Origin of the sequence: Sphingomonas sp. BAUL-RG-20F-R05-02 (genome assembly GCF_022662305.1) — a bacterium.
GTDB lineage: Bacteria > Pseudomonadota > Alphaproteobacteria > Sphingomonadales > Sphingomonadaceae > Sphingomonas.
In genome coordinates, this window is record NZ_JAKNQH010000001.1 from 181510 (window position 1) to 208444 (window position 26935).

Consider the following 26935-nt stretch of genomic DNA (forward strand, 5'->3'; position numbering starts at 1 on the left):
ATGACCGACGACGACATCCTTGCCGAACTGGGCGTCGATCTGACGCCCAAGAAGGTGCGCGCGCGCACCACGCGCGAGGAGCGGATAATCGCGGGGTTCGAGGATATCGTGAAGTTCCGCGAAGAGCATAGCCGTGCCCCGCAGCACGGTGAGGACCGCGATATCTTCGAACGGCTCTACGCCGTCCGCCTCGACCGCTTGCGCGTGCAGGCTGATTGCCGCGCGTTGCTGGCGGACATAGACATGCATGGGCTGCTCGACGGCGTGACGGCCGTCGCGCCGGTCGATGATCTCGACGACAGTGCGCTGTTGGCTGAACTGGGCGTCGAAGCCCCGGCAGCCGACGACATCACTCAGTTGCGCAACGTCCGATCGAACGCCGAGCGATCCGCCGCCGAGGAGGTCGCCGCCGCGACCCGCTGCGACGACTTCGACGCTTTCAAGCCGCGCTTCGAACAGGTCCAGGTCGACCTCGACGCCGGCACCCGGACGACACGCCCCTTCGTCCGCGACCTCGGGATGTCGAAGGCCGACATTAAGCAGGGCGAGTTCTTCATCCTCGGAGGCCAGATCGCGTACGTGGCGAGCGTCGGCGATCCGATCGCGGCACCCAATGGCGAGGTCGACGCCCGCCTGCGCGTCGTCTATTCGAACGGCACGGAAAGCAATCTTTTACTCCGCTCGCTTCAGCGTGCTTTGTATAAGGACGAGGGCGGCCGCCGCGTCAGCGAACCGACCGCCGGTCCACTGTTCGGCGACCGCGGCGGCGCTGAGGACGAACCCGACCGCTTGCCGACCGGCACTCTCTACGTCCTGCGTAGCCGTTCCACCCATCCCACTATCGCCGCCCATCGCGAGCTCATTCACAAAATCGGTATCACGGGCGGCAAGGTGGAATCCCGGATTGCCCGTGCCGCGGACGACGCGACCTACCTCCTCGCTGACGTCGATGTGATCGCAACCTACACGCTGCACGACGTGCATCGCACGCGGCTGGAGGCTCTCATTCATCGCGTCCTTAATCGCGTCCGGTACGATGTCGAAATCCCCGATCGTTTCGGCAAGCCCGTCCGCCCACGCGAATGGTTTCTTGTGCCGCTGGCGATTATCGACGAGATCGTCGACCGGATCGGCGACGGGACGCTGGCGGGCACGACCTACGATCCAAAGACGGCAAGGCTGCTGCCGGAAGCGTCGATCTGACCTCTGTTGTTGGACGACCGTAACGTCCTGCGTCCCCTCCGATACCGGCAGATGCGCGATAGGTGGGAGGCCGGCACCCTCGCATCATGGTCGCCCGCCAACGTGCGTCCATCTTCCGTCGCTAGACGCTCGTCTAGCAGCGCGACAAAATAAGGTGCAACGTTGCGTGGTCAGAATCTGATACCTTTTAAGCACACATTATGATCGTTTGACTCCGACCGGCTGGACCCACAATCGGTCGTTCACGGCAGCTCGGCGGTTACCGCGGAAGCGGACGGTTGTTCAGGCAGGGCGGTTTGGCTGAAGATGGGCCGGTTGCGGACGGTCCGATTTGGAACCGATCATCGCTAAGCTGCGATTCTCAGCCCCATCGTGCAACTCCTCGTCAATTCACCCGGACCAAGGCCATTACCCGATCGACCAGCATCGACGAAGTTGGAATTCGGCGTTCGCTGTTGCGCATTTTCCTGTCGTCTGCGACAAGTAATCATGTCGCTGCAAACGATCCATTTCACTCAAGAACAAGCGCGCGATCTTGCGGGCGTCTCACCTGGTGAGGTGCGTGCGTGGCGCAAGGCAGTGAGGTATCTCGCCGCCAAGCCCGGCAAAGCGGCGCGCTTTACCTTCGCAGACATTCTCGGCTTAGCGATCACACGGCGGATTACCGGCGATTTTCACGTACGTATTAGCGATATCGGTGGCAGTATGGACGCGCTTTTTCGCGCCCTTTCAGAGAGTCGTCCCTTTGATCTCGAGGGCTCGGTCGCTCTGATTGACGCGCAGACAGCCCGCTTGGTGCCCGGCGCTGACCTTGGGGCCAAGCCACTTAAGGATCCAACCTTCGTCGTCCCCTGCGCGCAGCTCATCCACGATTTGAGCCAACGAGTAATGCCGCTCGCGCCCGCGTCGCTTCAAGCGGCATTACCCTTCGCGCCCCAGATGGTGAAGGCGGGCCGATGACTAACGCGGCGCTTCGTCAAATCCTGTCAGCGACCGGCTACATGGCCGACGGCGAAGCTGCGCCGGGCGTTCTGCTGGGCGAGGAAGCTCGCTTGGGTCGGCGAGGCCGATCTTTCACGCCCGACGCTCTGTGGCGCGGTCAGTCCTCTCTGACGGTCTATTTCAAGTTCACTTCGAGCCCGCCGGCCGATTTGGATTTGGCCGCTTGGCGTCACGAGATCTGGAATGAGGGTTTCGCGCCCCTACTCTGGATCGTGTCGCCGGATCGCATCGATCTCTATAACGGCTTCGGTCGCCCCCGGCCGGAGGCCGATCCGGCCCAGAACCGGCTCGCAACCTTCCTTACGATCGCATCCGGACTGGAGGAACTCGACGCGCTTGCTGGCCGGTTCGCCATGGAAACCGGGCAATTCTGGACCAAAACCAAGCAAGTAGATCGCAAAACCGCCGTCGATCAGCAACTGCTGTCGGACCTTGCGGCGCTCGAAAAGGACCTAGTCTCGGCGAACCTCGTGCGGGACGAGGCGCAGGCGCTGATAGGCCGGGCGATCTTCACTCAGTATCTGCTTGATCGCGACATCATCACCGCAGAACGGATGAGCAGTCTTTGTGGAACGACACGTCTGTCAGCCGCGCTGCGCGACCGGCATGCAACCAACCAGCTGTTCCAGTGGCTTTCCAAGACCTTCAACGGCGACATGTTCCCGCCGTCCTCGGCGGCCCCGCCCGCTCCAGAGCATCTTTCCCGGGTCGCCAACTTTCTGGATGCCGTTGATCCGGTCAGCGGGCAGACCACCTTCTTTCCGTATCAGTTCGACGTCATCCCGGTAGAGCTAATCAGTTCGATCTACGAACAGTTCGCACACTCCGGCGCCGCGCCCATCGCCGGACGTGCCCGATCCACGGAGGCCACCCGCGCAGGCGTCTATTATACCCGCCTGCCTGTGGTCGCCTTGATCCTTGACGAGGTCATGGACGGCCTCGACGGCGAACAGACCGTGCTCGACCTGACCTGCGGATCGGGCGTCTTCCTTGTCGAGGGGTTTCGGCGGTTGGTCCACCTGCAGGGCTTGAAAACGCCGCTGACGAGGGGGGGCATCCGCAAGGCGCTCTATACCCAGGTCTACGGCGTCGACATCAGCGAAGCTGCGATCCGGGTCGCGGCTTTCAGCCTCTATCTGGCAGCTCTTGAACTCGACCCCGATCCCCAGCCTCCGGAAGGCCTGACGTTCGAGCCTCTGATCGGCCGAACGCTATTCGTTGGCGACGCTCGAACCATCGATCAGACAGATGCCGGGATTGAACATCTCGTCGAAGATAACGGTCTAAAGTTGTTCGACGTCATCGTCGGCAACCCGCCTTGGAGCTTCAAAGGTAAAGCCGGCACGGCCGATCGCCGCAAGGGCGGACAGACCCTTCCCGCCCAGCCACGGGGCGTGGGCCTAGACTTCCTAATGCGGGCTGCCGAATTCGCGAACCCGCAAACGCGGTTTGGCATGGTCCTCAGCGCCACCCCATTCTTCAGCGCCAGTAAAACCGGCGCGTCAGCGGCACGCCACGTGGTCCGAGCGCTGGGCCCGGTGACGCTCGTCAATTTCTCGAACCTGCGATCCTGGCTGTTCGAAGGCGCAGCGATGCCGGCCATGGTCTTGTTCGCTCGGCATCGGCCCCAGCCAACCGAAACCGTGACCATCGTTCAGGTCCCGTGGTCGCCCGCGGGGCCGCGCTCCCATACCTTCGAAATCGCACCCAGCGATATCGTCCGTCTTTCGCTGGACGACTGGGAAGCACGGCCGACCCGCCTCAAGACGGCGGCTTTCGGCCGGCGCCGGGACCTGCGCCTCGTTGACGATCTGACCGACCGGCATCAGCCGCTTGGCGAGCGGCTTCGTGACCTGAAAACTGTGCTAGGCGATGGCCTTATTCTTGGCAAAGCCGAGAACCGGAACCGCGACGCGGCTTACCTGACTGCGCTCGACTATCTGCAGAAGGACGACCTCCAACCCTTCGCCGTGCCCGACGACCTACCCTCGTTCGGACTAACGGCCGCGCAGTGGCCGCGTGACCGGGCACTCTACAAAGCGCCCCTGCTGCTGGTGAAGGAATTTTTGCCCGGGGAGCCGAGGCCCTTGACCGCGGTCTCCGATCGCGACCTCGTCTTCGCCGAAGCCTTCTTTGGCGCACCTTTCCCCGCGTCCCATCGCGAAGCAGCCCATATCCTCGCCGGTGTCTTGGGCTCAGCCTTGGCGTCTTGGTTTTTCCTAATGACCGCCGGAGAATTCGGCCTCTACAAACGTCGTCTCTTCCGACAGGACGTGGCGCTACTGCCCACGCCCGATCTCAACCTGATCGCGAGTTCAGATGCCGGTCGAAAGATTTATCAGCTTGAGCAGCAATTCCAAACTCGGGCTCCGAATGTAGAAGATTGGATCGCGCTCGACGAGGCTGTCTTCGATCTCTACGGCCTCGACGCCGACGACCGGATAGTGGTGCGAGACGGGCTCCTCAAAGCAGGATGGCAATGGAGCGCGGGGCTTTCCGACTCGATGACCCCGGCGGACCCGCGCGAGGGTGTCGCGGCCTATGCACAGACCTTCTCGGCTGTGCTGGATCGATGGCTTTCGGCGCGTCGCCAACGAAGCGTTCGAGCGGAAGTGTTCGACCTGCGTGGTACGGATGCGATGCGGATTGTCCGATTCGTCCTGGAGGACGGCGCCAAGCCCCCGGAGGTCGAAATCGTCTCGCCGAACGGGAGTCTCACGGCGGTCTTCGGACGGCTCGGAGACCGAATGAGGGTGCCTCTTGCCAGCGCACTCACCGGTCAGCGTGAACTGCGGGTCCATGGCCGCAACGAGGTCGTGATCGTCAAGCCTGCGGCTCGTCGCCACTGGCTGGAAAGCGTTGCGCTTGAAGACGCAGACGCGGTGATCGCCGAGAGCTTTGCGGGGCGCCGACATTGAGGATCCCCGATGAGTTCCAAGGGGTGGTCGGGCGGGAATATATCGCTCTAGCCGATGAGGTGGTCGCCGCGATCCTGGTGACGGTGCGGAAGGGCTGGGCTTTGGCGGCCATAGATAGGGAAACAGTCTTAAAAGGCGAGGTCGTAATGACCGAGCGGCTGCGAGACGGCATGCGCCAGGCTCTCACGTCCGGAACGCTGGCGTGGGGCAAGTCCTTCATCGTGGCGCTCGGCATGGAGTCGCGCTCTACCCCCGATGTTATGACACCCGACGGTCGGACAGACATTCCCTTGTATGTCGTGGAAGTTTTCCTGCGCCACGCGGAGCACGATCCTCACGCGATCATCGAGTGCAAGCGCCTGGATGGAAGCGACACCTACCTTTGCCGCGAGTATGTGGTCGAGGGCGTCGATCGGTTCCGTTCGGGCAAATACGCCGAAAACCACGCCTCCGGCTTCATGGCGGGGTATCTGCTTGCCGGCGATGCGCAGTCGGCAGCGGCGGGCGTAAACGCTTATTTGGGACGCGTGAAACGCGCCGACGAACAGATCGTGCTTTCTAAAGTAGTCGACCATTCGGCATTTTGGCTGTCCGAACATGCCAGAACCGTTGATCGACCAGCCATCGCGATCCACCACGCTTTTCTCGGGCTGACGTCCAGCCTCTAAGAGATAACCTTGATGGCCAAGAAGCCCGAAATCCCCAGGTTTTTCGTAGCGCAGGCGGGTCAGCAAAGGCACGGGTAGAGCCGCCGCAGATCCGTCGCGACTATCAGCCAGATATTCAGATCAAATATATGCTTGTGGTGCCCAATGCGCCGCTCGATGACCGCTCGTACTTCCAAGACTTCACTCGCAAATCTTCCTTTTCATCCCTCTTCGGCCCGGCCTAATCACCTTGGAGCCGAATCTTCACAATCCAAGCCTTCCGCGCCCTATCCGGCTAGCATGATACGGCGACCAACGATGATAACGATACGGTCGCAATGCGGGCAGCGTCGCTAGCCCCTATCGCCCATGTTCATAGACTTAATTTGGTGCAGAATATAGCGCCGGGAGGTATCAAATACTGGTCAAAGAAATACGGAATGCCCGTCGATCATCTGGCTTGTCACAACGCGCTCTGGCGGATCGGATTGCTGTGGACGTTCAAACCGTCAGGAGGCTGGAAGCGGGCGTAGGCTCGGTCGCAACGCTGATGGCGATTATGACGGCGTTGGATTTCCGTCTGACTGGTCTTGGTTCGGGCACATGCTTGTCCGAACAACTGCGCTCCAGGCGACGCACCCGATCCTTGTCGCTGGATCAAGTGGCGGCAAAGGCGGGTCTGTCGCGGACGACTGTGGCCAGTTTGGAACGCGGTGGCGGATCGGTCGCGAGCCTGGTGAAGGTGCTGACGGTGCTCGCACCAAGCGCTCGCCGCCGAGCGCCCGAGAGGTCATTTTGGGGACAGGGCGACAAGGCAGATCGGGACAGCCGCTTCACACCGCCTGACTTCATGGATAGTGTTTACGCTGCCTTCGGGCCTATCGACCTGGATCCTTGCGCCGATCTTCGTAGCCCCGTGGTGGCGCGTCGTCGGATCCTTCTGAGCGAGGGTGGCGACGGTCTCGTTGACGATTGGTCCGGTCAACTTGCGTACGTCAATCCGCCTTTTTCTAATATGCTCGCCTGGCTTCGACGGGCCCACGACCAATGGCGCGCCGGCAAAGTCGCGACCGTTGTGTGCCTCGTTCCAGTGCGGACCGACTCGACCTTTTTCCATGACACTCTGAGCGCCGACGCCGACATCTTCCTGCTGCGAGGACGAGTTAAGTTCCTGAGCGCACGAGGCAAGCCGCAGTACACGCCCTTCTCACTCATGGTCGCCACTTTGGGAGCGACAACGAAGCAGAAGCGGCGATTTTCGGAGCTGGTCCCGGGCCACTGGCTCGCGCGAACCCAATTGATCACAGCCGAAAATCAACCGGTTCACTCTCCATCGCCAGCACACCCAAAACACATTGGTGCACGCGCCAGCGGTGGATGATCGATGAAGTGGTGCAGCGCTTCCAGTCCGAGTGCAGTTTCGCGGATCGTTATCTGCCGCTTCAGCGAGCCGTCATGCCCGATGGCGCGATATGCGTTGGTGAGGACGACGGCAAGGCGAAGCGTGGATCTTCAAGTTTCGCGCGCTGATCGATCCGGGCGACATTGGCCCGATCGAAGTGGCCTATGCGGTGATGGCGTGGGTGGCGGAGGTGGCATGCGTAACGCAATCGCGCCTACCAATCGACGAGCGGGTGAAGGCGCGGGCTTGGAGATTTCGGCTAGTTCAGCTCAAAGCCTCGAAATTGCGACATTAGCGCTCGCGAACAATACACTGGACAGTACCACACAACCGATTCACAAGGGTGGGGCAATCCTGCAAACCCGCGAATTTCCGTGGGTCTGGGTGATGGATATTCCGGGTTCGAATCCTGTCTCCCCGACCATTTGCCGCAAGTGGCTCTGCTGCGAGCGAAAAGTGTGGTTCCGCCGCAGTTCCTTCATCCTTCCTCCACTTCCCCGGCGCTACGGTCGCATCGTTACGCATGCGAGCCTTAAGCCGATGAATTCTATGTCCGAGATAACGGTGGAAAAGAGCTTCGCGACGCAGATCGTGCAGGCGATAGCCTGGCGGTCGGGCAGTCAGGTGATCGCGCAGCTTATCATGTGGGCGGCGACGTTCTTCGTCATCCGCATCCTCGATCCGCGCGATTACGGCCTGTTCGCCATGACGCAGAGCGTGCTGGTGTTCCTCAGTCTACTCAATGGGCAGGAATTCACCGCCTCGCTGATCCGCACGCCTGAACTCACCAAAACACTGATCCGGCAGGTGTTCGGCATCCTGGTGCTGCTGAACGGCGGCATCGCACTGGCGCAGGTGCTGATCGCGCCGCTGGCTGCACAATATTTCCACACCCCCATGGTGGCGCATCTGCTGACCGCGCAGGCCGCGCTGTACCTCGCCACGCCGTTCGTGGCGTTGCCGAGTGCGCTGCTGAGCCGGCAGCTCAACTACAAGGTGCAGGCGAAGGTGAACCTCGTCTCGGCGTTGATCGGCGCGGGCACATCATTGGGGTGCGCGCTGGCGGGGTTCGGGGTGTGGACGCTGGTGATCGCGCCGATGTGCGTGATCTGGTCGCGCGCGCTCGGCATGACGCTGGCGGCGCGGCTGGGGGTGCTGCCGACGTTCCGGCTGAAGGGCGCGGGCGGCGTGGTGTGGTTTGGCGGCGCGATGCTGCTGAGCTCGCTTTTATGGCTGTTCCAGACGCAGAGCGACATCGTGATTGGCGGTCGTTCGCTGGATGCGCGCCACCTCGGGCTCTACGCGGAGGCGCTGTTCCTCGCGCAGATCGTCACGAGCAAGTTCGTGCCGCCGCTTAACGACGTGGCGTTCTCGGCCTATGCGCGACTCCAAGGGGATCGCGAGACGACCGGTCACGCGTTCGCGAAGTCGGTGCGGCTCATCATGTTCGGTGCGCTGCCGTTCTACGTCGGGCTGGCGCTGGTGGCGGGGCCGTTTGTCGATGTCGTGCTCGGGCCGAAGTGGGATGATGCCACGCCGATCGTGCGGTTGCTGGCGGTAGCGATGCCGTTCCTGACGGTGCAGGTGCTGTTCGCGCCGGCGACCACCGCGCTTGGCCATCCGCGCCTGCAGGTGTGGGGTGCTGCGGTGGGGGCGCTCATCATGCCGATCGGTTTCGCCATCGGCGTGCGCTACGGCGCGGTCGGCATGGCGTGGAGCTGGGTAATCGGTGCCCCCATCCACATGATGTTGACGGCGGCGTTTTCGATGCCGGTGATCGGGACGTCGGCGCGGGCGCTGCTGCGTGCGGTGATGCCGGCGGCGATCGCCTCGGCCGGCATGGCGGCGGCGGTGCTGGCGGTATCGGAACTGATCGCGGGAATGGCGCCGCTGCAGACACTCGCGATTCTGGTGACCGTCGGCGTCGCGGTCTACGGTGGGCTGGTGCTGGTGGTGGCACGTCCGATCATTGGGGAGTTCGCCAAACTGATCGCGCGACGCGGGGCAGTGGCATGACGGCACCCGCGTTTACGGCAGACCTGCCGTCAAGCGTGGATCGTGACGTTCACGGTTAACTCGCCTGCGACCACAAGCGCCGCTGAATAGCCTTCCGCCAGCGTCAGGTCCGCGACGCTCCATCCCTCCGCCCCCGACAGCAACCGCGCCTCGCGCGTGACCGAGACGGCGAACGTATCGAGCGGGTAGGAGAGGCCCTTGCCGATCGCCTTCACAAAGGCTTCCTTGCGCGACCAGCAGTCGAAGAAGCCGCGCAGTCGGTCGCCTGGCGCGAGCGCGTCGAGCGCGGCGCGTTCGTCGACGCGGAACAGCCCGGCGGCGAGATCGCGCCAATCGAGACCGGGTTGATGACGTTCCAGATCAACGCCGAGGTCTTGCCCCGACACGGCAACAGCCCATAGCTCGTGCGAATGTGAGGTGCTGAAGTAGGGGCCGCCGCCGGGTAGCGCCGGCTTGCCATAGCCGTTCTCGATGTACCTGATCCGCTCCGCCGCGACGCCGGTCTCGCGCGCCAGCGTCTGCCGCAGGCGCGCGCGGCGCACCACGAAGCGCCGCCGGTCTCGCGCGAAGGCGAAGCGGGCGGCGCGGGCGCGCTCTTCGGGTGAGAGCAACAGCGTAAGCTGCTCGACCTCCGTGTCTGGCAGGTCGAGGCTGCCGACGTAGACCTCTGCCGCCGTCACCCGCGTCAGGCGCTGCGCTGACGTGCTGCCTCTGCATTGGCGCGGGCAAGGCGGGCGCGCAGCAGATCGGCGAACACGTCGACGTTGGTGCCCTCCAACATGGTGCGGTGCCCGCCGGGCACGATGTGCGCGTCGAACTGGCCACGCACCTGCGCGCGCCAGTCCTCGACAAAATCGAGCACGCCGGGGTGATCGTCGGGCTGGAACAGGATCACGTCGCCGTTGTACGCCGGCGGCGTGTAATGGCTGGCGGAGTGATCGAGCGCGGACTGGATCTTCGGCTGCAACACCGCCTCGCGCCCGCCCGCCAGCGCCGCCGCGTCGGACAGGCCGCGTAGGCGATCGACGAAATAGTGCCAGCGCTCGCCCTTCGGCTGCGCGAAGGTCTTGTCGAGGTGGTATTTGAACTTGCTGAGAAAGAACCGTGTCGCGCCCAGTTGCCGCGCACGTACCGGGTGGAACGGGTGGGCGAGCATCAGCAGCCGCACCTCGTCACCCGCCGCCTCGAGCTGCGTCGCCACCGCATAGGCGAGAATGCCCGAGGTGCACCAGCCGCCGATCCGGTACGGTCCGCTCGGCTGGATCTGGCGCAGCGCCGCGATGATGAGATCGGCGGTCTTGCGGAAATCCTTCTCGGGGGTGCCGCCGGCCGCCTCGATCACCGCCGCCGTCGACACGCCGTAGAACGGCTGGTCAGGCCCGAGCCGCTCGGCGAGTAAACGGAAGGTCGAGCCGCCGTCCAGCCACAGGATCGGCGGTTGCGTGCCGTTCGGCTGAATCGGTGCGACGGCCGGATTGTCGACACCTTTACCGCTCGCGATGATCTCCGCCATGTCGGCAAGGCGCGGTGCCTGGAACAGCGCCGCCATCGGCAGCTTGACGCCATAATCCTTTTCGATGCGACGGATCAGCCGCGCGATCAGCAGCGAATGGCCGCCGAGATCGAAGAAGTCCGCATTGCGCGAGGTGACCTCGGCCTTGAGTACGTCGCTCCAGATCGCGGCGAGCTTCTCCTGCGCGGGCGTCTCCAGCGGGGCATGATCGGTCACCGATGCCTTGCCCGGTTCGGGCAGCGCGTGACGGTCGACTTTGCCGTTCGGGGTCTGCGGCAGCTCCGGCAACACCATGAAGCGAGTCGGGATCATATAATCGGGCAGGGTGGCGGATAGCTGCTCGCGCCAATCCGCAACCTCGCCGGTGCCGACCAGGTAACCGCACAAAGCCCGCTCGCCGCTCGGATCTGGCCATGCCTTCACCACCGCCGCCGCGACGCCGGGCAGCGCCGCGAGCGCACCCTCGACCTCCTCGATGGCGATGCGGAAGCCGCGGATTTTTTCCTCGTTATCGGTGCGGCCGAGACATTCCAGCGCGCCGTCCGGGCGCCAGCGCGCAAGGTCGCCAGTCTTGTAGAGCCGTTCGCCGTCATGATCGATAAACTTGGACGCGGTGAGGTCAGGCCGGCCGCGATAGCCGATCGCGACACCGCGCCCGCCGACGCAGAGTTCGCCGACCGCGCCGAGCGGACGATCGTTGCCGTTCTGATCGAGGATGCGGATCGTGGTGTTGGCGATTGGTCGGCCGATCGTGATCGGACCGGCACGCGCGACCTCGGCCACGGTCGACCAGATCGTCGTCTCGGTCGGACCGTACATGTTCCACAATGCGCCGACGCGCGGCAGCAGTTGGTCGGCGAGCGCACGGGGCAGCTTCTCGCCGCCGCACAGTGCGGTTAGCGTGGGCGACCCTCGCCAGCCCGCCTCGATCAACCCGCGCCAGGTGGCGGGGGTGGCCTGAAGAATGTCGGGGTTCAAACGCGCGACGTCCTCGGCGAGTGCGATCATGTCGCTGGCGGTTTCGCGCGTGGCGAGATGGACCTTGCCACCGGTGACGAGCGGCAGCCAGATTTCCAGCTCGGCGATGTCGAACGACAAGGTGGTGATCGCGAGGATCGACTGGCGCGACGGCAGGCCGAGGCTGTCCTCCATGCCGACGAGGAAGTTGACCAGCGCGGCGTGCGGGATCTCGACCCCCTTGGGCTTGCCGGTCGATCCCGAAGTGTACAGCACATAGGCAGGCGCCTCCGCGTCGATCGCGGGGGCGGTGTAAGCGCGGTGTGGCCAGTGGCGATCGAGGCGGACCAGCGGCATCGTACCCTGCGGCAACGCGTGTTCGGTGCTGGGCTCGACCAGGATCAGCACCGGTTCGGCACTCTCCACGATCATCGCGAGACGTGCCTGCGGGAAGCCGGGATCGAGCGGCAAATACGCCGCGCCCGCTTTCAGCACGCCGAGCATCGCCGCGATCATGTACGGCGTGCGTTCGAGCGACAGCCCGACCAGCGCACCCGGCTTCACGCCGCGCGAGATCAGCTCTGCCGCGATCGCGTCGGAACGCGCGGCGAGTTCGGCGTAGGTCCAGCCTTCGCCAGACTGTTCGATCACCACCGTTTCGGGTTCGGCGGCGGCCCTGGCCGCGACCCAATCCACCACGCTCGCGTACGGCAGATCGCGCGTCGTCTGGTTCCAGTCTGCGGCGAGGCGGTCCTGCTCGTCCGCCGCCAGCATCGGCAGCCTCGCGAGCGGCGTCTCCGGATCGGCAGCGACACCTTCGAGCAGGCGGATCCAATGATCGGCCATGCGGCGGATCGTGGCGGGTTCGAACAGTTCGCTCGAATAGAGGAAGCGCCCGGCCATGCCCCCTTCGGGTCGCTCGTCGAGTTCGAGGTACAGGTCGTACTTCGCCGCGCCGACGGTCACGTCCATCTGGGTGAGATCCCAGCCGGTCGGGAACGGATCGACCGGCGGTTCGATCGAAAACAAGGTGTTGAACAGCGGATGCGTACCGGTGCCACGCTTGATGTCGAGTGCGCGGACCAGTTTGTCGAACGGGATGTCGCTCGCGCCGAGCGCGCCGATCACGCTGCGCTTCACTTCGGCGAGGTAGGCGCGGAACGGCGTGGACCCGAGCGGGTGGCTGCGGATCGCCATGGTGTTGAGGAAATAGCCCATCAACGGCTGCAATTCGGGCCGCCGCCGCGTATCGGTCACGCCGCCGACGATGATATCCTCGTCGCCCGTATAGCGGAACAGCATCGCCTTGTAGCCGGCGAGCAGCACTGAATAGAGCGTCGCGTTCTCGGCTCTCGCGATCTCCTTAAGCCGGTCGACCAGCCACGTGTCCAGTTCGAACACCTCCATCGAACCGGCGTGTGTCGGCAGCGCCGCGCGGGGACGATCGCCGACGACTTCGAGGCGCGGGATCGGTGCGGCAAGTTGCGTGCGCCAGAAATCAAGCTGGCGTTTGTAGTCCTCGCCCTGCTCGCGATCCGCCTGCCACACCGCATAGTCGGCATACTGCAACGTCGGTTCTGCTAGCGGTGAGGGGAGGCCAGCCTCATATGCGTCGACCAGCGCGGCGAGTTCGGGCACCAGGGTCTTGTAGATCGATACGCCATCGAAGATGACGTGGTGCAGCGTCAGGTACAGCCGGTGTTCGGCCTCGCTCAGCTTCACCACGCGGGCGCGGAACAAAGGCGCCCGGTCGGGCGCGATTGGCGCGCGCGCGTCTTCCGTCGCAAGGCGTACGGCCTCCCCTTCGCGTTCAGCTTCGGGGAAATGGCTGATGTCGAGGATGGCGAGGCTGATATGCTCCGATGGAGCCACCTGCATCACGTAATCCCCGTCGATCTCGACGATCGCCGAGCGCCAGATCGCATGGCGCCGGACCACCTCGGTCAGCGCGCGTTCCATCGCGGTGTGATCGTACCGCCCAAACCGATGAATCGTGATCGACTCGTTGTAGAGCGGCATCTCCGGCGCCATCTGCGCGTGAAGCCACAGCTGGTTCTGCTCGGCGGTGAGCGGAATGGTACGGGCCGGATCACGCGGGCGGATCGGCATGGGCGCGTGCGACTGCGCGGCGCGTCCCGCCAGCATCTGCGCGAGCAGGTCGCGGCGCGCCTGGGCGGCATCGAGTTTGACGAGCATGTTCATCCGAATGTCACTCCCAGTGACTTTAGGCCGCGCAGGCCAAGGTTCTCGCGCCAGGCGAGCTTTTGCTCGGGCAACGACAGGTTGGTCAGGCGGTCGAGCAGCAGGCGAAATGCAATCCGCCCCTCCATTCGCGCGAGCGGCGCGCCGAAGCAGAAGTGCGCCGCCCAACCGAACGCCATGTGGCGATTGTCCTTACGCTCGAAATCCAGCGCGTCGGGATCGGCGAAGCGTTCGGGATCGCGGTTGGCGGCGGCCATCACCGCCATCACCGGCTGGCCCTTGCGAAGGAGCTTGCCACCCATCAGCGTGTCCTCGGTAACGATGCGTGAGGTGTGCTGCGACGGGCTTTCATAGCGCAGCAGTTCCTCGACCGCGCTGTCCATGATCTCGGGCCGGTCGCGCAGTTCGGCAAGCTTCCCTGGCTGGCGCAACAGCGTCAGCAGCCCGCAGCCGATCAGGTTGGTGGTGGTTTCCTGCCCCCCCACCATCGTGACGATGGCGTTGGCGATCACCTCTTCCTCGGTCAGCTTCTGACCGTCGATCTCTGCCTCGACCAGCGATTTGACGAGACCGTCGTTGAGGCTGCCCGAATGGATCGCGTGCTGGAAATAGGCGATCATGTCAGCGGTGCTTTTCAGCACCTGCGCGATGCCGTCGGGATTGTGCGAGAAATTGCCGAGCATCTGCGCGTAGTCTGCCGACCAGCGTTTCAGTTGAAGGTGATCCTCCTCCGGCACGCCCATCAGATGCGCGAAAACGATTGAGGGAAACGGCTCGGCGAAATCGGCCATCACGTCCATCTCGCCCTTCGCCAGCGCGGCGTCGATCAGGCGGTTTGCGACCGACAGCACGCGTTCCTCCAGCGCTTCCACCCGGCGCGGCGTGAACGCGGTCGAGCACAATTTGCGCAGGATGGTGTGGTTGGGCGGATCGAGGAACAGCATCTGCTTGACCATCACCGCCGCGATCGGCTCGATCGAGCCGAGCCCAAGCGCGCGCATCATGTCGGGCGAGGGCATGCGATCCGCCGAAAACGTATGCAGCACCGCGTGCACGTCGCTGTAGCGCGTCACCACCCAGCTATGCAGATACGGATCCCAATAGACCGGGTCCTCGGTCCGCAACCGCGCGTACAGCGGATAGGGATCGGCCAGCACGGCCGGATCGAGCAGCCGGAACAGGCTGAGCGACGGATCGGAGACGGGGCGCGTCGCCATCAGGCCGACAGCCTCTGGATTTCGTCGTCGCTCATCGCTTCGATCTTGGCGAAGATCAGCGTCTCGACCACGTGCGACAGCTTGGCGACGGTCGCGGCCTCGAAGAGGTGGAACAGCGACAGATCGATGCCGAACGCGTCGCGCGCGCGGATGATGACCTGCGTGCCGAGCAACGAATGGCCGCCGAGCAGGAAGAAATCGTCGTCCACGCCGAAGTCGCGGTGGCCGAGCACGATGCTGACGATCTCGAACAGGCGCAGTTCGGTCGGCGTCTCGGGAGCGCGGCCACCTGCGCTTTCCGCCAGACCGACGGTGCTGGGATCGGGCAGGGCGCGTACGTCGATCTTGCCGTTTGGCGTGAGCGGCATCGCGTCGAGCCGGGCGAAGTGTGCGGGCACCATGTAATCCGGCAAGGTTTCGCCCAGTGCGGCGCGCAGGGCGCCGCCCGTGGTGTCACCATCAAGCGTGACGTAGGCGACCAGTTCGCCCTCGCGCACCACCACGTGAGCGGCGGCGACCTCGGGCAAGCGATGCAGCGCGGCGGCGACTTCGGCGGGTTCGATGCGGTGACCGCGCACCTTCACCTGACCGTCGACCCGGCCGAGGAAGGCATATTCGCCGTTCTCAAGCTGAAGCGCGAGATCGCCGGTGCGGTAGAGCCGACCATAATGCGAATGTTCGACGAAGCGTGCCTCGGTCATCGCCACGTCGCCGCGATAACCGCGCGCGACCTGCGCGCCGCCGATGCAGACTTCGCCCGGTGAACCCGGCATCACATCCTCACCGCCTGGATCGAGCAGGTGGATGGTGGTGCCGGCGATCGCCTTGCCGATCGACGGCAGGCCTTCGCCGTCTGGCAAGACCACGCCCGAAGTGGCCACGACGGTGCACTCGGTCGGACCATAGTTGTTGACGAACGTGAACGGCTGGCCCGGCTTCGGCCGCACCGTCAGCTTGTCCGCGCCGGTCAGCAGCATGCGCAAGCGCGTGTCGGCGGGCCAATCCATGCCGACCAGCGGCTCGGCAAGCGCGGTCGGCGCGAACGCGACCTCAACCCGCTCGCGCACCAGCCAATCGCGCAGAGCATGGGGATCGAGCCGCACCGCATCGTCCGCAAGACAGAGCGTGCCGCCCGCCGCCAGCGTCGGCCACACCTCCCAGGCCGCTGCATCGAAGCCGAGGCCGGCGAGGTGCGCAGTGCGCGTCCCCGCGCGGACCGCGAAGGCATCGTGGTGCCAGTCGACCAGGGCGGCAAGGTTGTCGTGTCCGACCTCGACCGCTTTCGGTTCGCCGGTCGAGCCGGAGGTGAAGATCACATAGGCGAGGTCGCCCGCCGGCAGCGGCGAGAAGTCGGCCGCCGCATCCGGCGCGATCGTACCGATTGCCGAGCCGATCACCGCCGCGCAGCCGGCACGCTCGACGAAGCTGGTAAGCCGTGCCTCGGGCCACGCTGGATCGAGCGGGAGATACGCCGCCCCGGCATACCATGCCGCCAGCAGCGCGATGATCTGATCCGCCGATCGCGGCAGGCACACCGCGACCGTATCGCCCGCAACCACGCCGTGCGCCGCAAGCGCGCCGGCCAGTCCGGTCGCGCGCGCATCGAGTTCGGCGTAGCTGAGCGCGCCAGCCATCGATTCAATTGCGATTGCCGCACCGATGTCGCGTGCGAAGTCGTGGACTCGCAGACCGATAGGGTGGGACATGATCGTGGTCGCTGGCAGGTCGCGCATCGGTATCTCCCCAAGTTGCGCGCACCAAACCAAAAAAAGGTGAGTTAACGGTTAAGGTCTCATCAGGCAGAGCGCTGAACATCCGCAGGATCGCGCACGAAACAGAGGTTTTCCGTGCGCCTGCGCCAGATTGGTCGAAATTGCTGGACCGCTGGGCTCGCGACGATACACGACCCGTTCATCGCGGATGCGCCAGGCGCGAGCGCTTTGACATACAGGTGGAACAGGATTGAACGTGACCCCGGTTTTGGCAAGCGCGCCGCTGCGTATCGCGGCGGTGATGATGATGGCGGCACTGGCAAGCGCCCCGGTCTTGGCGCGTGGTGGCGCGACCGCGACCACAACGGGCACGCTCCGCGTCGAGGTCGGCAACGTCCGCACCGCGCAAGGTCGCGTGCACATCTACGTCTGCACCGAGGCGCAGTTCCTGAAGACCTGCCCGCTTAAAGCCGAAGCGCCGGCCCGGCCCGGCATGACGGTGGTGACGGTCAACGGCCTGCCCGCTGGTCGCTATGCGGTTCAGGCATTCCTCGACGAGAACGGCAACGGCAAGCTCGACCGTGCGCTGTTCGGCGTGCCCAAGGAAGGCGTCGGTTTTTCCAACGATGCGCGGATCAAGCTTGCTCCACCGAAATGGAGCGACGCGGTGTTCGATGCGACCGGCGCTGACCAGACTATCAAGTTCAATCTGCGGTACTTCATCGGCGGCGACGCACGGCGTTGATCGCGGCGTTCATCCTGCGGCTGGTTTCGGTCAGCGTGCGGCGGCCGATCGTCGCCGCTTTGGCATGTCTGGTGCTGACCGCCGTTGCGCTTGCCTATGCGGCGGGCGGGTTCTCAATGACGACCGACACGGCGGCGTTGATCTCGCCCAAGGTGCAATGGCGGCAGAACGAAAAGGCGGTCGACGCCGCCTTCCCGAACCTGACCGACGTGCTGCTGGTGATCGTCGACGGCAAGACCCCCGAACTTGCCGAAGCGGGCGCGGCGAAGCTGTCGGATGCGCTGGCGGCGGACAACACCCATTTCCGCCGTGTACAGCGCCCGGACGGCGGCCCCTATTTCGCCAAGGAAGGGCTGATGTTCGGCTCGGTCGCCGAGGTGAAGGGCACGACCGACTCACTCATCAAGGCGCAACCGCTGCTCGGCCCGCTCGCGCGCGATCCCTCACTGCGCGGCATCGCGGGTGCGTTCTCGACAGCACTGCTAGGCGTGGAGCAGGGTAGCGCCAAGCTTGCGGACTTCGACACGCCGATGCGGACGCTGGCCGACGCCTTGGACAAAACGCTCGCCGGCAAACCCGCGTATTTCTCCTGGCAGGACATGATGGGCGGCACGGCGGCCCCGCGTCGTCGCCTGATCCTCGCACAACCGAAGCTCGATTACGGCGCGCTTCAGCCGGGCGAGGATGCGGTCGCCGCGATTGAGCAGCAGGCGGCAAAGCTCGGCCTCGACGCCGCGCACGGTGTTTCGGTGCGCACCACCGGCGAGGTGCCGCTCGCGGACGAGGAGTTCGCCACGCTGGAGGAGAATATCGGCTTCGTCGGCCTCGTCATGGCCGTCGCGATGCTGCTGACGCTGTGGCTGGCGACGCGATCGGTGAAGATCGTCGCGGCGATCGTGGTGACGATCATCGCCGGGCTGGTCATCACCACCGCCGCCGCTTTGCTCGCGGTCGGCACGCTGAACCTGATCTCGGTCGCGTTCATCCCGCTGTTCGTCGGGCTGGGGGTGGATTTCGGCATCCAGATCAGCGTGCGCTTCAATGCCGAACGGCTCGACGGGCATGACACGCCCGAGGCGCTGCGCCGCGCCGCCACCGCGCTCGCCGCGCCGCTCGCACTGGCGGCGGGGGCGGTGTTCCTCGGTTTTGGGGCGTTCCTGCCGACCGATTACATCGGCATTTCCGAACTCGGTATCATTGCCGGGATCGGCATGATCATCGCGCTGGTGCTGGCGATTACCCTGCTGCCGGCGTTGCTCACGTTGATGAAGCCCGGTGCACCGCGCCGCGAGGTCGGTTTCCGCGAGGCAGCACCGCTGGACCGCTGGCTCCACACGCATCGCAGGGCGGTGTTGTGGGCGTTTGCAGTGTCGATGCTGGTCAGCATCGCGCTGCTGCCGTTCGTCCGGTTCGACTTCAACCCGCTCCACCTGCGCGACCCCAACGGCCCCGCGATGCGCGCGCTCGCGGATCTGATGCACGATCCGCTGCGTACGCCCAACACGATCAACCTGCTCGCGGCCAACGCCGATGCGGCGAAGGTGATGACGGCGAAGCTATCCAGGCTGCCGGAGGTGGCGGAGGCCGTGACGATCGACGGCTTCGTGCCGGACGATCAGCCGCAGAAGCTCGCCGCAATTCAGGATACGTCGCTGTTGCTCGATCCGACGATCAACCCGTTTGATATGGCGCCGGCGCCGTCCGATACGGAGAACGTCGCCGCGCTGACCGCGACCGCCGCACAACTCCGCAAGGCTGCGGGTACGGCAACCGATCGACCGGCGCAGGACGCGCGCCACCTCGCCAATGCCTTCGCGCGGCTCGCAAGTGCCGCTGCGCCGGCCCGCGCGCGTGCGCGCGAGGTGCTGGTGACGCCGCTCAACGTCATGCTCGATCAGGTGCGTGCGCTGCTTCAGGCGGAACCCGTCACCCGCGCAACGCTGCCGCCGGAGATCGCCGGCAACTGGATCGCCAAGGATGGCCGTGCGCTGATCCAGGTGTTCCCGCGCGGGGACAGCAACGACAATGCCGTGCTGCGTCGGTTCACCAAGGCGGTGCGTGCGGTCGCCCCGTCCGCCTCGGGCCTGCCGGTCGCGACGCAAGAGGCGGCGGGCACGGTGGCATGGGCATTCGTGGAGGCGGGAATTCTCGCGCTGGTGCTGGTCAGCGGTCTGTTGTTCGTCGTACTGCGCGATGTGCGCGAGGTGGCGTTCACGCTGGCGCCGGTGGTGCTGTCCGGCTTTCTCACGCTCGGCAGTTGCGTGCTGATCGGTCAGCCGATCAACTTCGCCAACATCATCGCCTTTCCTCTGCTGTTCGGCGTCGGCGTCGCGTTTCACATCTATTTCGTGATGGCGTGGCGGGCAGGCGCGACCGACCTGCTGCAATCGAGCCTGGCGCGGGCGGTGCTGTTCAGCGCGCTCGCCACCGGCAGCGCGTTCGGCAGCCTGTGGCTGTCGCACCATCCCGGCACCGCAAGCATGGGCAAGATCCTGATGATCTCGCTCGCGTGGACCTTGGTGTGCGCGCTGATCTTCGAGCCGGCCTTGCTGGGACCGCCCCGCAAGGTGGTGCGGCAGCGGATGTAGCACGCCACCCATGCCGGTCGGCGCGCCGCTATGGCTTTGCCGAAGCCGCCGCCGGATCAGTTAATGGGTCGTCCAGCGCGGTCGCCGGGGCCGCTTTAGGCTCGGGATTGGTGGTCGGCGCGGGTGCGGCTGCCGGATCGGCGAGCGGATCGCTCAACTGCGACGCGGTGGATGATTGCGTCTCGCCAACCGGGGCCGGGGCGGCGGGGTCAGTCAGCGGGTCGCTCATCGCCGCGGAAGGTTGCGCGGCCGCGCCGGCGGGATCGGCCAGCGGATCTTCCAGCGGTGTCGCGCCTGCGCCGTCGCCATGCCGAATCGCATACACCTCCGCGGCACGCGTCTGAAGGAATGCGGACCGCAGCGTCGCATAGGGGTCGACCGCACCGCCGAGCAGCGCCTTCAGGTCGCCGTCCGCCTCTGCGCGCATATCAAGCCCGACCACTACGCCGGCCGGGATCTGATATTCCGCCCGATCGAACGGGAAGCCGATCGCCAGCGGCAGTACGGCGCCGTCCACCGGCGCGCTGCCGATGTCGCGAAAATCGCTCGGCCCGATGAAGGGCAGGAACAGGTACGGGCCCGGACCGACCCCATAGCGGCCCAGCGTGTTGCCGAAGCCGTTGGAATGGTGTGGCAGGTCGAAGCCTTTGGTCTTGGCGACGTCGACCAGCCCGCCGACACCGATCGTAGAGTTGATCGCGAACCGACCCAGCGTCCGCACCGCGCGCTTGGGCTTTAATTGCAGCACGTCGTTCACGAACACCACCGGCTCGCCGATGTTCGAGAAGACGTGACGGATGCCGCTGCGCATGATCTTGGGGATGATCGTCTTGTACGCCATGGCGAGCGGGCGAAACAGCAAATGGTCGAAAAACTGATGCACCGAGAAAAGCTTGCGGTTGAGCTTCTCGAGCGGATCGCCCTTGAAATGCCCGCTACCGGCGGGCTTGACCACTGCGGATGCCGCCGCCGGCGCCAGCGGCGTCGGCGCGATCATCCGCGCGACCGGTGCCGCCGCCTGCTGTTGTGCCATCGCCATCGTCGGCATCATCAACGATGCCGCGAGCGCGAACGCGCTCGCCCCCCCGAAACCCCGCATGCGGATCAGCGTGCCGCTTTGGCGGAAAGCTGGTCGAGGTGCGCAACCAACGCCTTTGCGCCGCCACGGGCGAGCACGCTGGCGAAATCGGATCGGCGGGTGGCGAGCTGACTTACCGAGTTCTGGTAATACACGTCGATGATCTTCCATTGGCCGCCGCTCTGGCGCAAGCGGTAGGCGATCGCGGTCGGACTGCCCGTCTTCGGCTCCAAGGTGGTGCGCACCAACTTGTCGCTGCCGCGCGTCTCGACGGCCGGTGCGATCTTGAAGCTTTCGCCCGACCAGCCGTCGAAATTGCCGGCATATTGCGCGATCGTCAGCTTGCGGATCGCCGCGACCAGCGCCGCCTGATCGGCAGGTGCGGTCGTCGTCCATGCCGAACCGATCGACAGCCGTGTCATCAGCGGGATATCGAACGCGCGGTCCACCACCGGGCCGATCTTTGCCGCACGGCCGGCGAACCCCATCGCCTTGCCGCCTTTCATGATCGCGAGCAGCCCGTCATCGAGCGCCTGGATCGGTGCGCCGGCCGGATCGGCGGTCTGCGCAGCCGCGGGCGCGGCAAGCGGGGCTACGGCGAGCAGCGCCGCCAGGCCAAGGAGGCGGGTCGTGGCAAGCATCGGAAACTCCATCACGTTCGGGGAATTAGATAGGGCCGCGGTGGCCGATCGTAAGGGCCGCCGTTATCAGCGACAGGCCATTAGCACAAACCGCTGACGCGTGGCTGAACGGCCACACGGCGCCCGGTCGTTACGGGCCTGCCCTTTTTCCGCTTCAATTTTCGACCACACGTACACATATGCAATCACTAACGGCGGCAACGACACCGGGTCACAGTTTGGGCACGGCCTTGTCGGAACCGATCGATACGGAAAGGACGGCGCCTTGCGCGTAATCTTGGCGAACCCGCGCGGATTTTGTGCGGGCGTAGTACGGGCGATCGAGATCGTCGAACGGGCGATCGACCGGTTCGGCGCACCGATCTACGTGCGTCACGAAATCGTGCACAACAAGCATGTCGTCGACACGTTGCGCCGCAAGGGCGCGGTGTTCGTCGAGGAACTGTCGGAGGTTCCCGCCGGCGCGATGACGGTGTTCAGCGCGCACGGCGTCGCGCGAACGGTCGAGGAGGAGGCAGCCGCGCGCGGTTTGCCGGTGCTTGATGCGACGTGCCCGCTCGTCACCAAAGTTCACATGCAGGGCAGGCGCTATGCCAAATCCGGCCGCACGCTCGTCCTTATCGGGCACGAGGGCCATGCCGAGGTGGTCGGCACCGTCGGGCAGGTCGATGCGCCGGTGCACCTCGTATCCTCGGCGGCGGCGGTAGCGGATCTGGATCTGCCCGACGATGCCGAGATCGCCTATATCACCCAGACGACGCTGAGCGTGGACGACACCCGCTCGATAATCGCGGCGTTGAAGGCGCGCTTCCGCAACCTGATCGGCCCCGATGTGTCGGAGATCTGCTACGCCACGCAGAATCGGCAGACTGCGGTGCGCGATCTGTGCCGTGTGGTCGATCTGCTGCTGGTGGTGGGGGCGGAGAACAGCTCTAACTCCAGCCGGCTGCGCGATCTCGGCATGGATGAAGGCCTGCCGAGTTATCTCGTCGCGGATGGCAGCGCGATTGACCCGGCGTGGTTCGATGGCGTGCAGACGATCGGCCTCACCGCCGGTGCGTCCGCGCCCGACGAACTGGTCGACGATGTGATCGCCGCGCTGCGCCGGATCGGTCCGGTCGAGGTCAGCCAGCTCGACGGAATCGAAGAGACACTGGAATTTGCCCTGCCGCGTGAGCTAAGAGGGCCGAAGACTACCGCCAGCCGCCCCGCGATGGCGAACTAGGACACGATATATGAGCCTTCCGCTTCCCGCGCTCGCCCGCATCGGCAGCTATACGCTGCGCAAGCATATTGGCGGGGGTAAATATCCGCTCGTGCTGATGCTGGAGCCGCTGCTGCGCTGCAACCTTGCCTGCCCCGGCTGCGGCAAGATCGACTATCCTGACGCGATCCTCAACCAGCGCCTGAGCTACGAGCAGTGCATGGAGGCGATCGACGACTGCGGTGCGCCAGCCGTCTCGATCGCCGGTGGTGAGCCGCTGCTGCATCGCGACATGCCGCGCATCGTCGAAGGCTATATCGCGAAGAAAAAGTTCGTGATCCTGTGCACTAACGCACTGCTGCTCAAGAAGAAGATCAACGACTACAAGCCGTCAAACTTCTTTACCTGGTCGATCCATCTCGATGGCGACAAGGGCATGCACGATCACGCGGTCGATCAGGACGGCACCTACGAGGTCGCGGTCGAGGCGATCGAACTGGCGAAGTCGAAGGGCTTCCGCGTGCAGGTCAACTGCACGGTGTTCGACGGCGCCGACCCGGCACGACTCGCGTCATTCTTCGACGAGATGGAAAAGCGTGGTATCGAAATCACGCTCTCGCCTGGATATTCCTACGAGCGCGCTGCGGACCAGGAGCACTTCCTGACCCGCGAACGCACCAAGACCTTCTTCCGTGACGTGTTCCGGCGCGGTGACGGCGGCAAGGCGTGGACCTTCACCAACTCGCCGCTCTTCCTCGATTTCCTCGCCGGCAACCGCTCGTACGAATGCACGCCGTGGTCGATGCCGCTGCGCACCGTGTTCGGCTGGCAGAAGCCCTGCTACCTCGTCGGCGAAGGCTATGTGCCGACCTTCTCGGAACTGATGGAAGGTACCGACTGGGATCAGTACGGCGTCGGCAAGTACGAGAAATGCTCGAACTGCATGGTGCATTGCGGATTCGAGGGTACTGCGGCAAGCGAGTCGATCCGCAATCCGCTCGCGATGTTCAACGTCGGCCGCAAGGGCATCCGCACCGAAGGGCCGATGGCGCCCGACATCGATCTGTCGCGTGCCCGTCCTGCCGAGGACGTCCACTCGACCCATGTCGAGCGTGAGTTGGCGAAGATCCAGGCGGCGGACCCGACCGGCTTCAAGCGGGTGCAGAAGGTCGCCTGATAGCGACGGCCCGCCCCTTCGAGGTCGGGCCGCCGTCTTGCCGGTCGGTTGGGATTGGCCGGTTCCCAAAAGTCCCGAACGATGACGGGGCGGCGCTAAGCCCGATCCCGCTCTTCTCCTCCGACATCACCCAGCGCCGCCCAGCTCCGCGATAGCGCGCTGAACGCCCGCCCGGCATCTCGTCCGGTACGGACCAGCGCGCGCATCTGCGTGGGGCGCCGCGCGAGCGATGCCAGCACCTTGCCAAGCGCCATGCCGCCATCTGGCTTCATGCCCACCAGCGCGGCGGGCGGCAGGACATGGTCGGCACCGTCGGAGATCGCGCGGATGATCGCGAACGGCAGCGCATGACGCGCCGCCACGCGCGCGGCGATGTGCGATTCCATATCGACAGCGATCGCCCCGGTGCTGCTACGAAGCGCATGCTTCTGGTCGAGCGTGGCGGCGATCGTGTCGCTACCCGCAATCGTGCCGACATGCGCCCCGGGCAGACGCGCGCGTAGTGCTTCCACCAACGTGCTCTCCCGGCCACTGCTTGACCCGGAGGCGGCGAGCGTACCGATTACCACGTCCCCCGGCCGCAACGCCGGGTCGAGCCCGCCCGCGACCCCGCTCGACACCACACCTGAGAACGGTCCGAAGGTGGCGATCGCATCTTCGAGCAGCGCCTCAAGCCGCGCGGGATCGCCGCCACCTGCGAGCGGGATCACACCCACCCGTCGGATGATCCCCGCCTCGCGCGTCAGCCCGCAGGCGACGAGCAGCGTCACATCCCCACCGACACGCGCCGTTGGTTGGAGCGCTTCAGATTGCGGTACCGCGCCAGCGCCCACAGCGGGAAATACTTGGGGTAGCCGTGGTATCGCAGGTAAAACACGCGCGGGAAACCACCGCCGGTATACATCTCCTGTCCCCACAGACCGTCCGCATCCTGCGTCTCCGCGAGGTAGCGCACGCCGCGATCCACCGCCGCACCGTCGACCTCACCCGCCGCCATCAGCGCGAGCAATGCCCAGCCGGTCTGCGATGCGGTGGAGGGGGCGGGGGTGTGGCCCCGGTAGGCAAGATCGTAACTGTCGCAATCCTCGCCCCAGCCGCCATCCGCGTTCTGGATCGTGACCAGCCACGCCACCGCCTTGCGCACCATCGCCGATTGCGGGTCGACGCCGGCGGCGTTCAGCGCGCACAGCACCGACCATGTACCGTAGATGTAGTTCACCCCCCAGCGCCCGAACCAGCTCCCTTCCGGCATCTGTTCGCGCTCCAGAAAGTCGAGCGCCTCGGCCATGCGAGGCGTGTCGAGCGGTTCGCCCAATTGGCCGAGCATCGACACCACCCGCGCCGACACGTCGCTGGTCGGCGGATCGAGCAGCGCGCCGTGATCTGCGAAGGGGATGTTGTTGAGATAATGATGGTGGTTGTCGGCATCGAACGCGCCCCAGCCGCCGCCCTTGCTCTGCAAGCCGACCGTCCACTCGACGGCGCGGTCCACCGCCATGCGGTAATCCGCGCCGGACCGCGCAGCGGCCCGGTCCATCGCCATCACCACCACGGCGGTATCGTCGAGATCGGGGTAATGCGCGTTGTTATACTGGAACGCCCAGCCGCCCGGACGGACGTCCGGCCGCACATCCGCCCAATCGCCCTTCACATCGAGCACCTGTAACGGCCGCAGCCATTCCAGCGCCGCATCGGCACGCGCCTCGTTCTCCGCGCCGCCCGCCTCCAGCATCGCGTGCGCGGCAAGTGCCGTATCCCACACCGGGGAGACGCACGGCTGGCAATACGCCTCGTCGTCCTTGACGACGAGCAGCTTCTCGACCGACTGTCGCGCGATCGCACGGTGCGGATGATCCTCCGGATAGCCGAGGCAATCGAACATCATCAGACTGTTCGCCATTGCCGGGTAGATCGCGCCGAGACCATCCTCACCGTTCAGCCGCTCGACGGTAAAGTCGACACAGGCCTGGATGGCGCGTTCGCGTGTGCGCTTCGGCCAGAGCCGGTCGACACCCTTCAGCACCACGTCAAGCCCGTTGAAGAACGCCGTCCATACCCGCTTGGTCTCGGCGGCCTTGCTCTCCGGGGGCTTTGGCGTGCCGGTGTAGAGTTCGTCGACCTTGATACCGCGCGGGTTGCGCGCCAGCGGCCGCTTTACCGACAGGACCAGCAGGGGAACAATAACGGTGCGCGCCCAGTACGACATCTTTGACAGATGCACTGGAAACCAGCGCGGCAGCAGGATCAGTTCGACGGGCAGGGTAGGAACCGCCGACCACGGTCCGGCCCCGAACAACGCAAGCTGAATGCGCGTGAATACGTTGGCCGCCTCCGCACCGCCTGCCGCCAGGATCGCGGCCCGCGCCGACGCCATATGTGGCGCGTCAATGTCGTCGCCGATCATCTTCAGCGCGTAATAGGCCTTGATGGTCGCGCTGACGTCGAACGCGCCGCCGTGGAACAGCGGCCAGCCGTGATGCGCCCCCTGGATGCGGCGTAGGTAACGGCCGATCTTCGCCTCGAGATCGACCGCGCGCGGCTCGCCGAGATAGTGGCGCAGCAGCACATATTCGGCCGGGATCGTCGCGTCGGCCTCGAGCTCGAACACCCAATGCCCGTCCGCCTTCTGCGCGGCGGCAAGTGCCTCCGCCGCGCGGCTGGTGGCGCGGTCCGCAAGCGTGACGAGGTCGGGCGTTTCTAAAACGGTAGCCAT

The 26935-nt window shown here is 65.2% G+C and carries 18 protein-coding genes; 10 read left to right on the top strand and 8 right to left on the bottom strand.

Annotated elements, in window-relative coordinates:
- The 6 genes from L8F97_RS00885 to L8F97_RS00910 all read left to right on the top strand — a co-directional run bounded on the left by L8F97_RS00885 (position 1) and on the right by L8F97_RS00910 (position 9188).
- Positions 1-1203 (top strand): GIY-YIG nuclease family protein, encoded by a 1203-nt coding sequence (locus L8F97_RS00885; protein WP_313931898.1) that lies wholly within the window; start codon positions 1-3, stop codon positions 1201-1203.
- Positions 1204-1692: 489 nt separating this feature from the next.
- Complete coding sequence (locus L8F97_RS00890; protein ID WP_242146116.1) at positions 1693-2163, top strand: hypothetical protein; 471 nt, start codon at positions 1693-1695, stop codon at positions 2161-2163.
- Entirely contained in the window at positions 2160-5123 is a 2964-nt protein-coding gene (locus L8F97_RS00895) for a class I SAM-dependent DNA methyltransferase (RefSeq protein ID WP_242146117.1), read from the top strand. Before L8F97_RS00890 ends, L8F97_RS00895 begins: the two co-directional genes overlap by 4 nt.
- Positions 5120-5791: a hypothetical protein gene (locus L8F97_RS00900; RefSeq protein WP_242146118.1), complete on the top strand. Its 672-nt coding sequence runs from the start codon at positions 5120-5122 to the stop codon at positions 5789-5791. Before L8F97_RS00895 ends, L8F97_RS00900 begins: the two co-directional genes overlap by 4 nt.
- A 412-nt stretch (positions 5792-6203) precedes the next feature.
- Positions 6204-7151, top strand: coding sequence for a DNA N-6-adenine-methyltransferase (locus L8F97_RS00905; protein WP_313931899.1), 948 nt, complete (start codon positions 6204-6206; stop codon positions 7149-7151).
- Positions 7152-7721: 570 nt separating this feature from the next.
- Positions 7722-9188 carry a lipopolysaccharide biosynthesis protein gene (locus tag L8F97_RS00910; RefSeq protein ID WP_313931873.1) on the top strand — a complete coding sequence of 489 codons (1467 nt, stop codon included), beginning with the start codon at positions 7722-7724 and terminating at the stop codon, positions 9186-9188.
- Between the two features lie 29 nt (positions 9189-9217).
- Here the strand turns inward: L8F97_RS00910 and L8F97_RS00915 are convergent, their stop codons facing one another.
- The 4 genes from L8F97_RS00915 to L8F97_RS00930 are packed head-to-tail and all read right to left on the bottom strand — an operon-like array spanning position 9218 to position 16810.
- Positions 9218-9868, bottom strand: coding sequence for a 4'-phosphopantetheinyl transferase family protein (locus tag L8F97_RS00915; protein WP_242146121.1), 651 nt, complete (start codon positions 9866-9868; stop codon positions 9218-9220).
- A gap of 5 nt (positions 9869-9873) precedes the next feature.
- Positions 9874-13860, bottom strand: a complete 3987-nt coding sequence (locus L8F97_RS00920; RefSeq protein WP_242146122.1) for a non-ribosomal peptide synthetase — start codon at positions 13858-13860, stop codon at positions 9874-9876.
- Entirely contained in the window at positions 13857-15077 is a 1221-nt protein-coding gene (locus L8F97_RS00925; RefSeq protein ID WP_242146123.1) for a cytochrome P450, read from the bottom strand. Before L8F97_RS00925 ends, L8F97_RS00920 begins: the two co-directional genes overlap by 4 nt.
- Complete coding sequence (locus L8F97_RS00930) at positions 15077-16810, bottom strand: non-ribosomal peptide synthetase (protein WP_242146124.1); 1734 nt, start codon at positions 16808-16810, stop codon at positions 15077-15079. The genes L8F97_RS00925 and L8F97_RS00930 overlap by 1 nt, the downstream gene beginning before the upstream one ends.
- Positions 16811-17045: 235 nt before the next feature.
- Between L8F97_RS00930 and L8F97_RS00935 the strand changes: the two genes are divergently transcribed.
- The gene (locus L8F97_RS00935; protein WP_242146125.1) at positions 17046-17534 is read left to right on the top strand and encodes a DUF2141 domain-containing protein; all 489 of its coding nucleotides are present in this window, start codon (positions 17046-17048) and stop codon (positions 17532-17534) included.
- Positions 17531-20122, top strand: a complete 2592-nt coding sequence (locus L8F97_RS00940; protein WP_242146126.1) for an MMPL family transporter — start codon at positions 17531-17533, stop codon at positions 20120-20122. The genes L8F97_RS00935 and L8F97_RS00940 overlap by 4 nt, the downstream gene beginning before the upstream one ends.
- 28 nt (positions 20123-20150) lie before the next feature.
- Here L8F97_RS00940 and L8F97_RS00945 read toward each other — a convergent pair whose 3' ends face one another.
- Both L8F97_RS00945 and L8F97_RS00950 read right to left on the bottom strand, forming a co-directional pair.
- Positions 20151-21221, bottom strand: coding sequence for a VacJ family lipoprotein (locus L8F97_RS00945; protein ID WP_242146127.1), 1071 nt, complete (start codon positions 21219-21221; stop codon positions 20151-20153).
- Positions 21222-21226: 5 nt separating this feature from the next.
- Positions 21227-21841 carry an ABC transporter substrate-binding protein gene (locus L8F97_RS00950; protein ID WP_242146128.1) on the bottom strand — a complete coding sequence of 205 codons (615 nt, stop codon included), beginning with the start codon at positions 21839-21841 and terminating at the stop codon, positions 21227-21229.
- Positions 21842-22106: 265 nt separating this feature from the next.
- Between L8F97_RS00950 and ispH the strand changes: the two genes are divergently transcribed.
- Entirely contained in the window at positions 22107-23066 is a 960-nt protein-coding gene (gene ispH / locus L8F97_RS00955; protein ID WP_242146129.1) for a 4-hydroxy-3-methylbut-2-enyl diphosphate reductase, read from the top strand.
- 10 nt (positions 23067-23076) lie between these two features.
- Positions 23077-24222 carry an adenosyl-hopene transferase HpnH gene (gene hpnH, locus L8F97_RS00960; protein WP_242146130.1) on the top strand — a complete coding sequence of 382 codons (1146 nt, stop codon included), beginning with the start codon at positions 23077-23079 and terminating at the stop codon, positions 24220-24222.
- A gap of 95 nt (positions 24223-24317) precedes the next feature.
- Here hpnH and L8F97_RS00965 read toward each other — a convergent pair whose 3' ends face one another.
- Together L8F97_RS00965 and shc are read right to left on the bottom strand one after the other, a co-directional pair.
- On the bottom strand, positions 24318-24992 hold the full coding sequence (locus L8F97_RS00965; protein ID WP_242146131.1) for a phosphorylase: 675 nt from the start codon (positions 24990-24992) through the stop codon (positions 24318-24320).
- The gene (gene shc / locus L8F97_RS00970) at positions 24989-26935 is read right to left on the bottom strand and encodes a squalene--hopene cyclase (protein WP_242146132.1); all 1947 of its coding nucleotides are present in this window, start codon (positions 26933-26935) and stop codon (positions 24989-24991) included. The genes L8F97_RS00965 and shc overlap by 4 nt, the downstream gene beginning before the upstream one ends.

Excerpts from the sequence above, each read along its gene's own strand:
- L8F97_RS00925 (WP_242146123.1), bottom strand. The coding sequence starts at position 15,077 with ATGGCGACGCGCCCCGTCTCCGATCCGTCGCTCAGCCTGTTCCGGCTG.
- L8F97_RS00930 (WP_242146124.1), bottom strand. The coding sequence starts at position 16,810 with ATGCGCGACCTGCCAGCGACCACGATCATGTCCCACCCTATCGGTCTG.
- L8F97_RS00950 (WP_242146128.1), bottom strand. The coding sequence starts at position 21,841 with ATGCTTGCCACGACCCGCCTCCTTGGCCTGGCGGCGCTGCTCGCCGTA.
- L8F97_RS00910 (WP_313931873.1), top strand. The coding sequence starts at position 7,722 with ATGTCCGAGATAACGGTGGAAAAGAGCTTCGCGACGCAGATCGTGCAG.
- shc (WP_242146132.1), bottom strand. The coding sequence starts at position 26,935 with ATGGCTACCGTTTTAGAAACGCCCGACCTCGTCACGCTTGCGGACCGC.
- hpnH (WP_242146130.1), top strand. The coding sequence starts at position 23,077 with ATGAGCCTTCCGCTTCCCGCGCTCGCCCGCATCGGCAGCTATACGCTG.
- L8F97_RS00895 (WP_242146117.1), top strand. The coding sequence starts at position 2,160 with ATGACTAACGCGGCGCTTCGTCAAATCCTGTCAGCGACCGGCTACATG.
- L8F97_RS00885 (WP_313931898.1), top strand. The coding sequence starts at position 1 with ATGACCGACGACGACATCCTTGCCGAACTGGGCGTCGATCTGACGCCC.
- L8F97_RS00890 (WP_242146116.1), top strand. The coding sequence starts at position 1,693 with ATGTCGCTGCAAACGATCCATTTCACTCAAGAACAAGCGCGCGATCTT.
- L8F97_RS00920 (WP_242146122.1), bottom strand. The coding sequence starts at position 13,860 with ATGAACATGCTCGTCAAACTCGATGCCGCCCAGGCGCGCCGCGACCTG.
- L8F97_RS00945 (WP_242146127.1), bottom strand. The coding sequence starts at position 21,221 with ATGCGGGGTTTCGGGGGGGCGAGCGCGTTCGCGCTCGCGGCATCGTTG.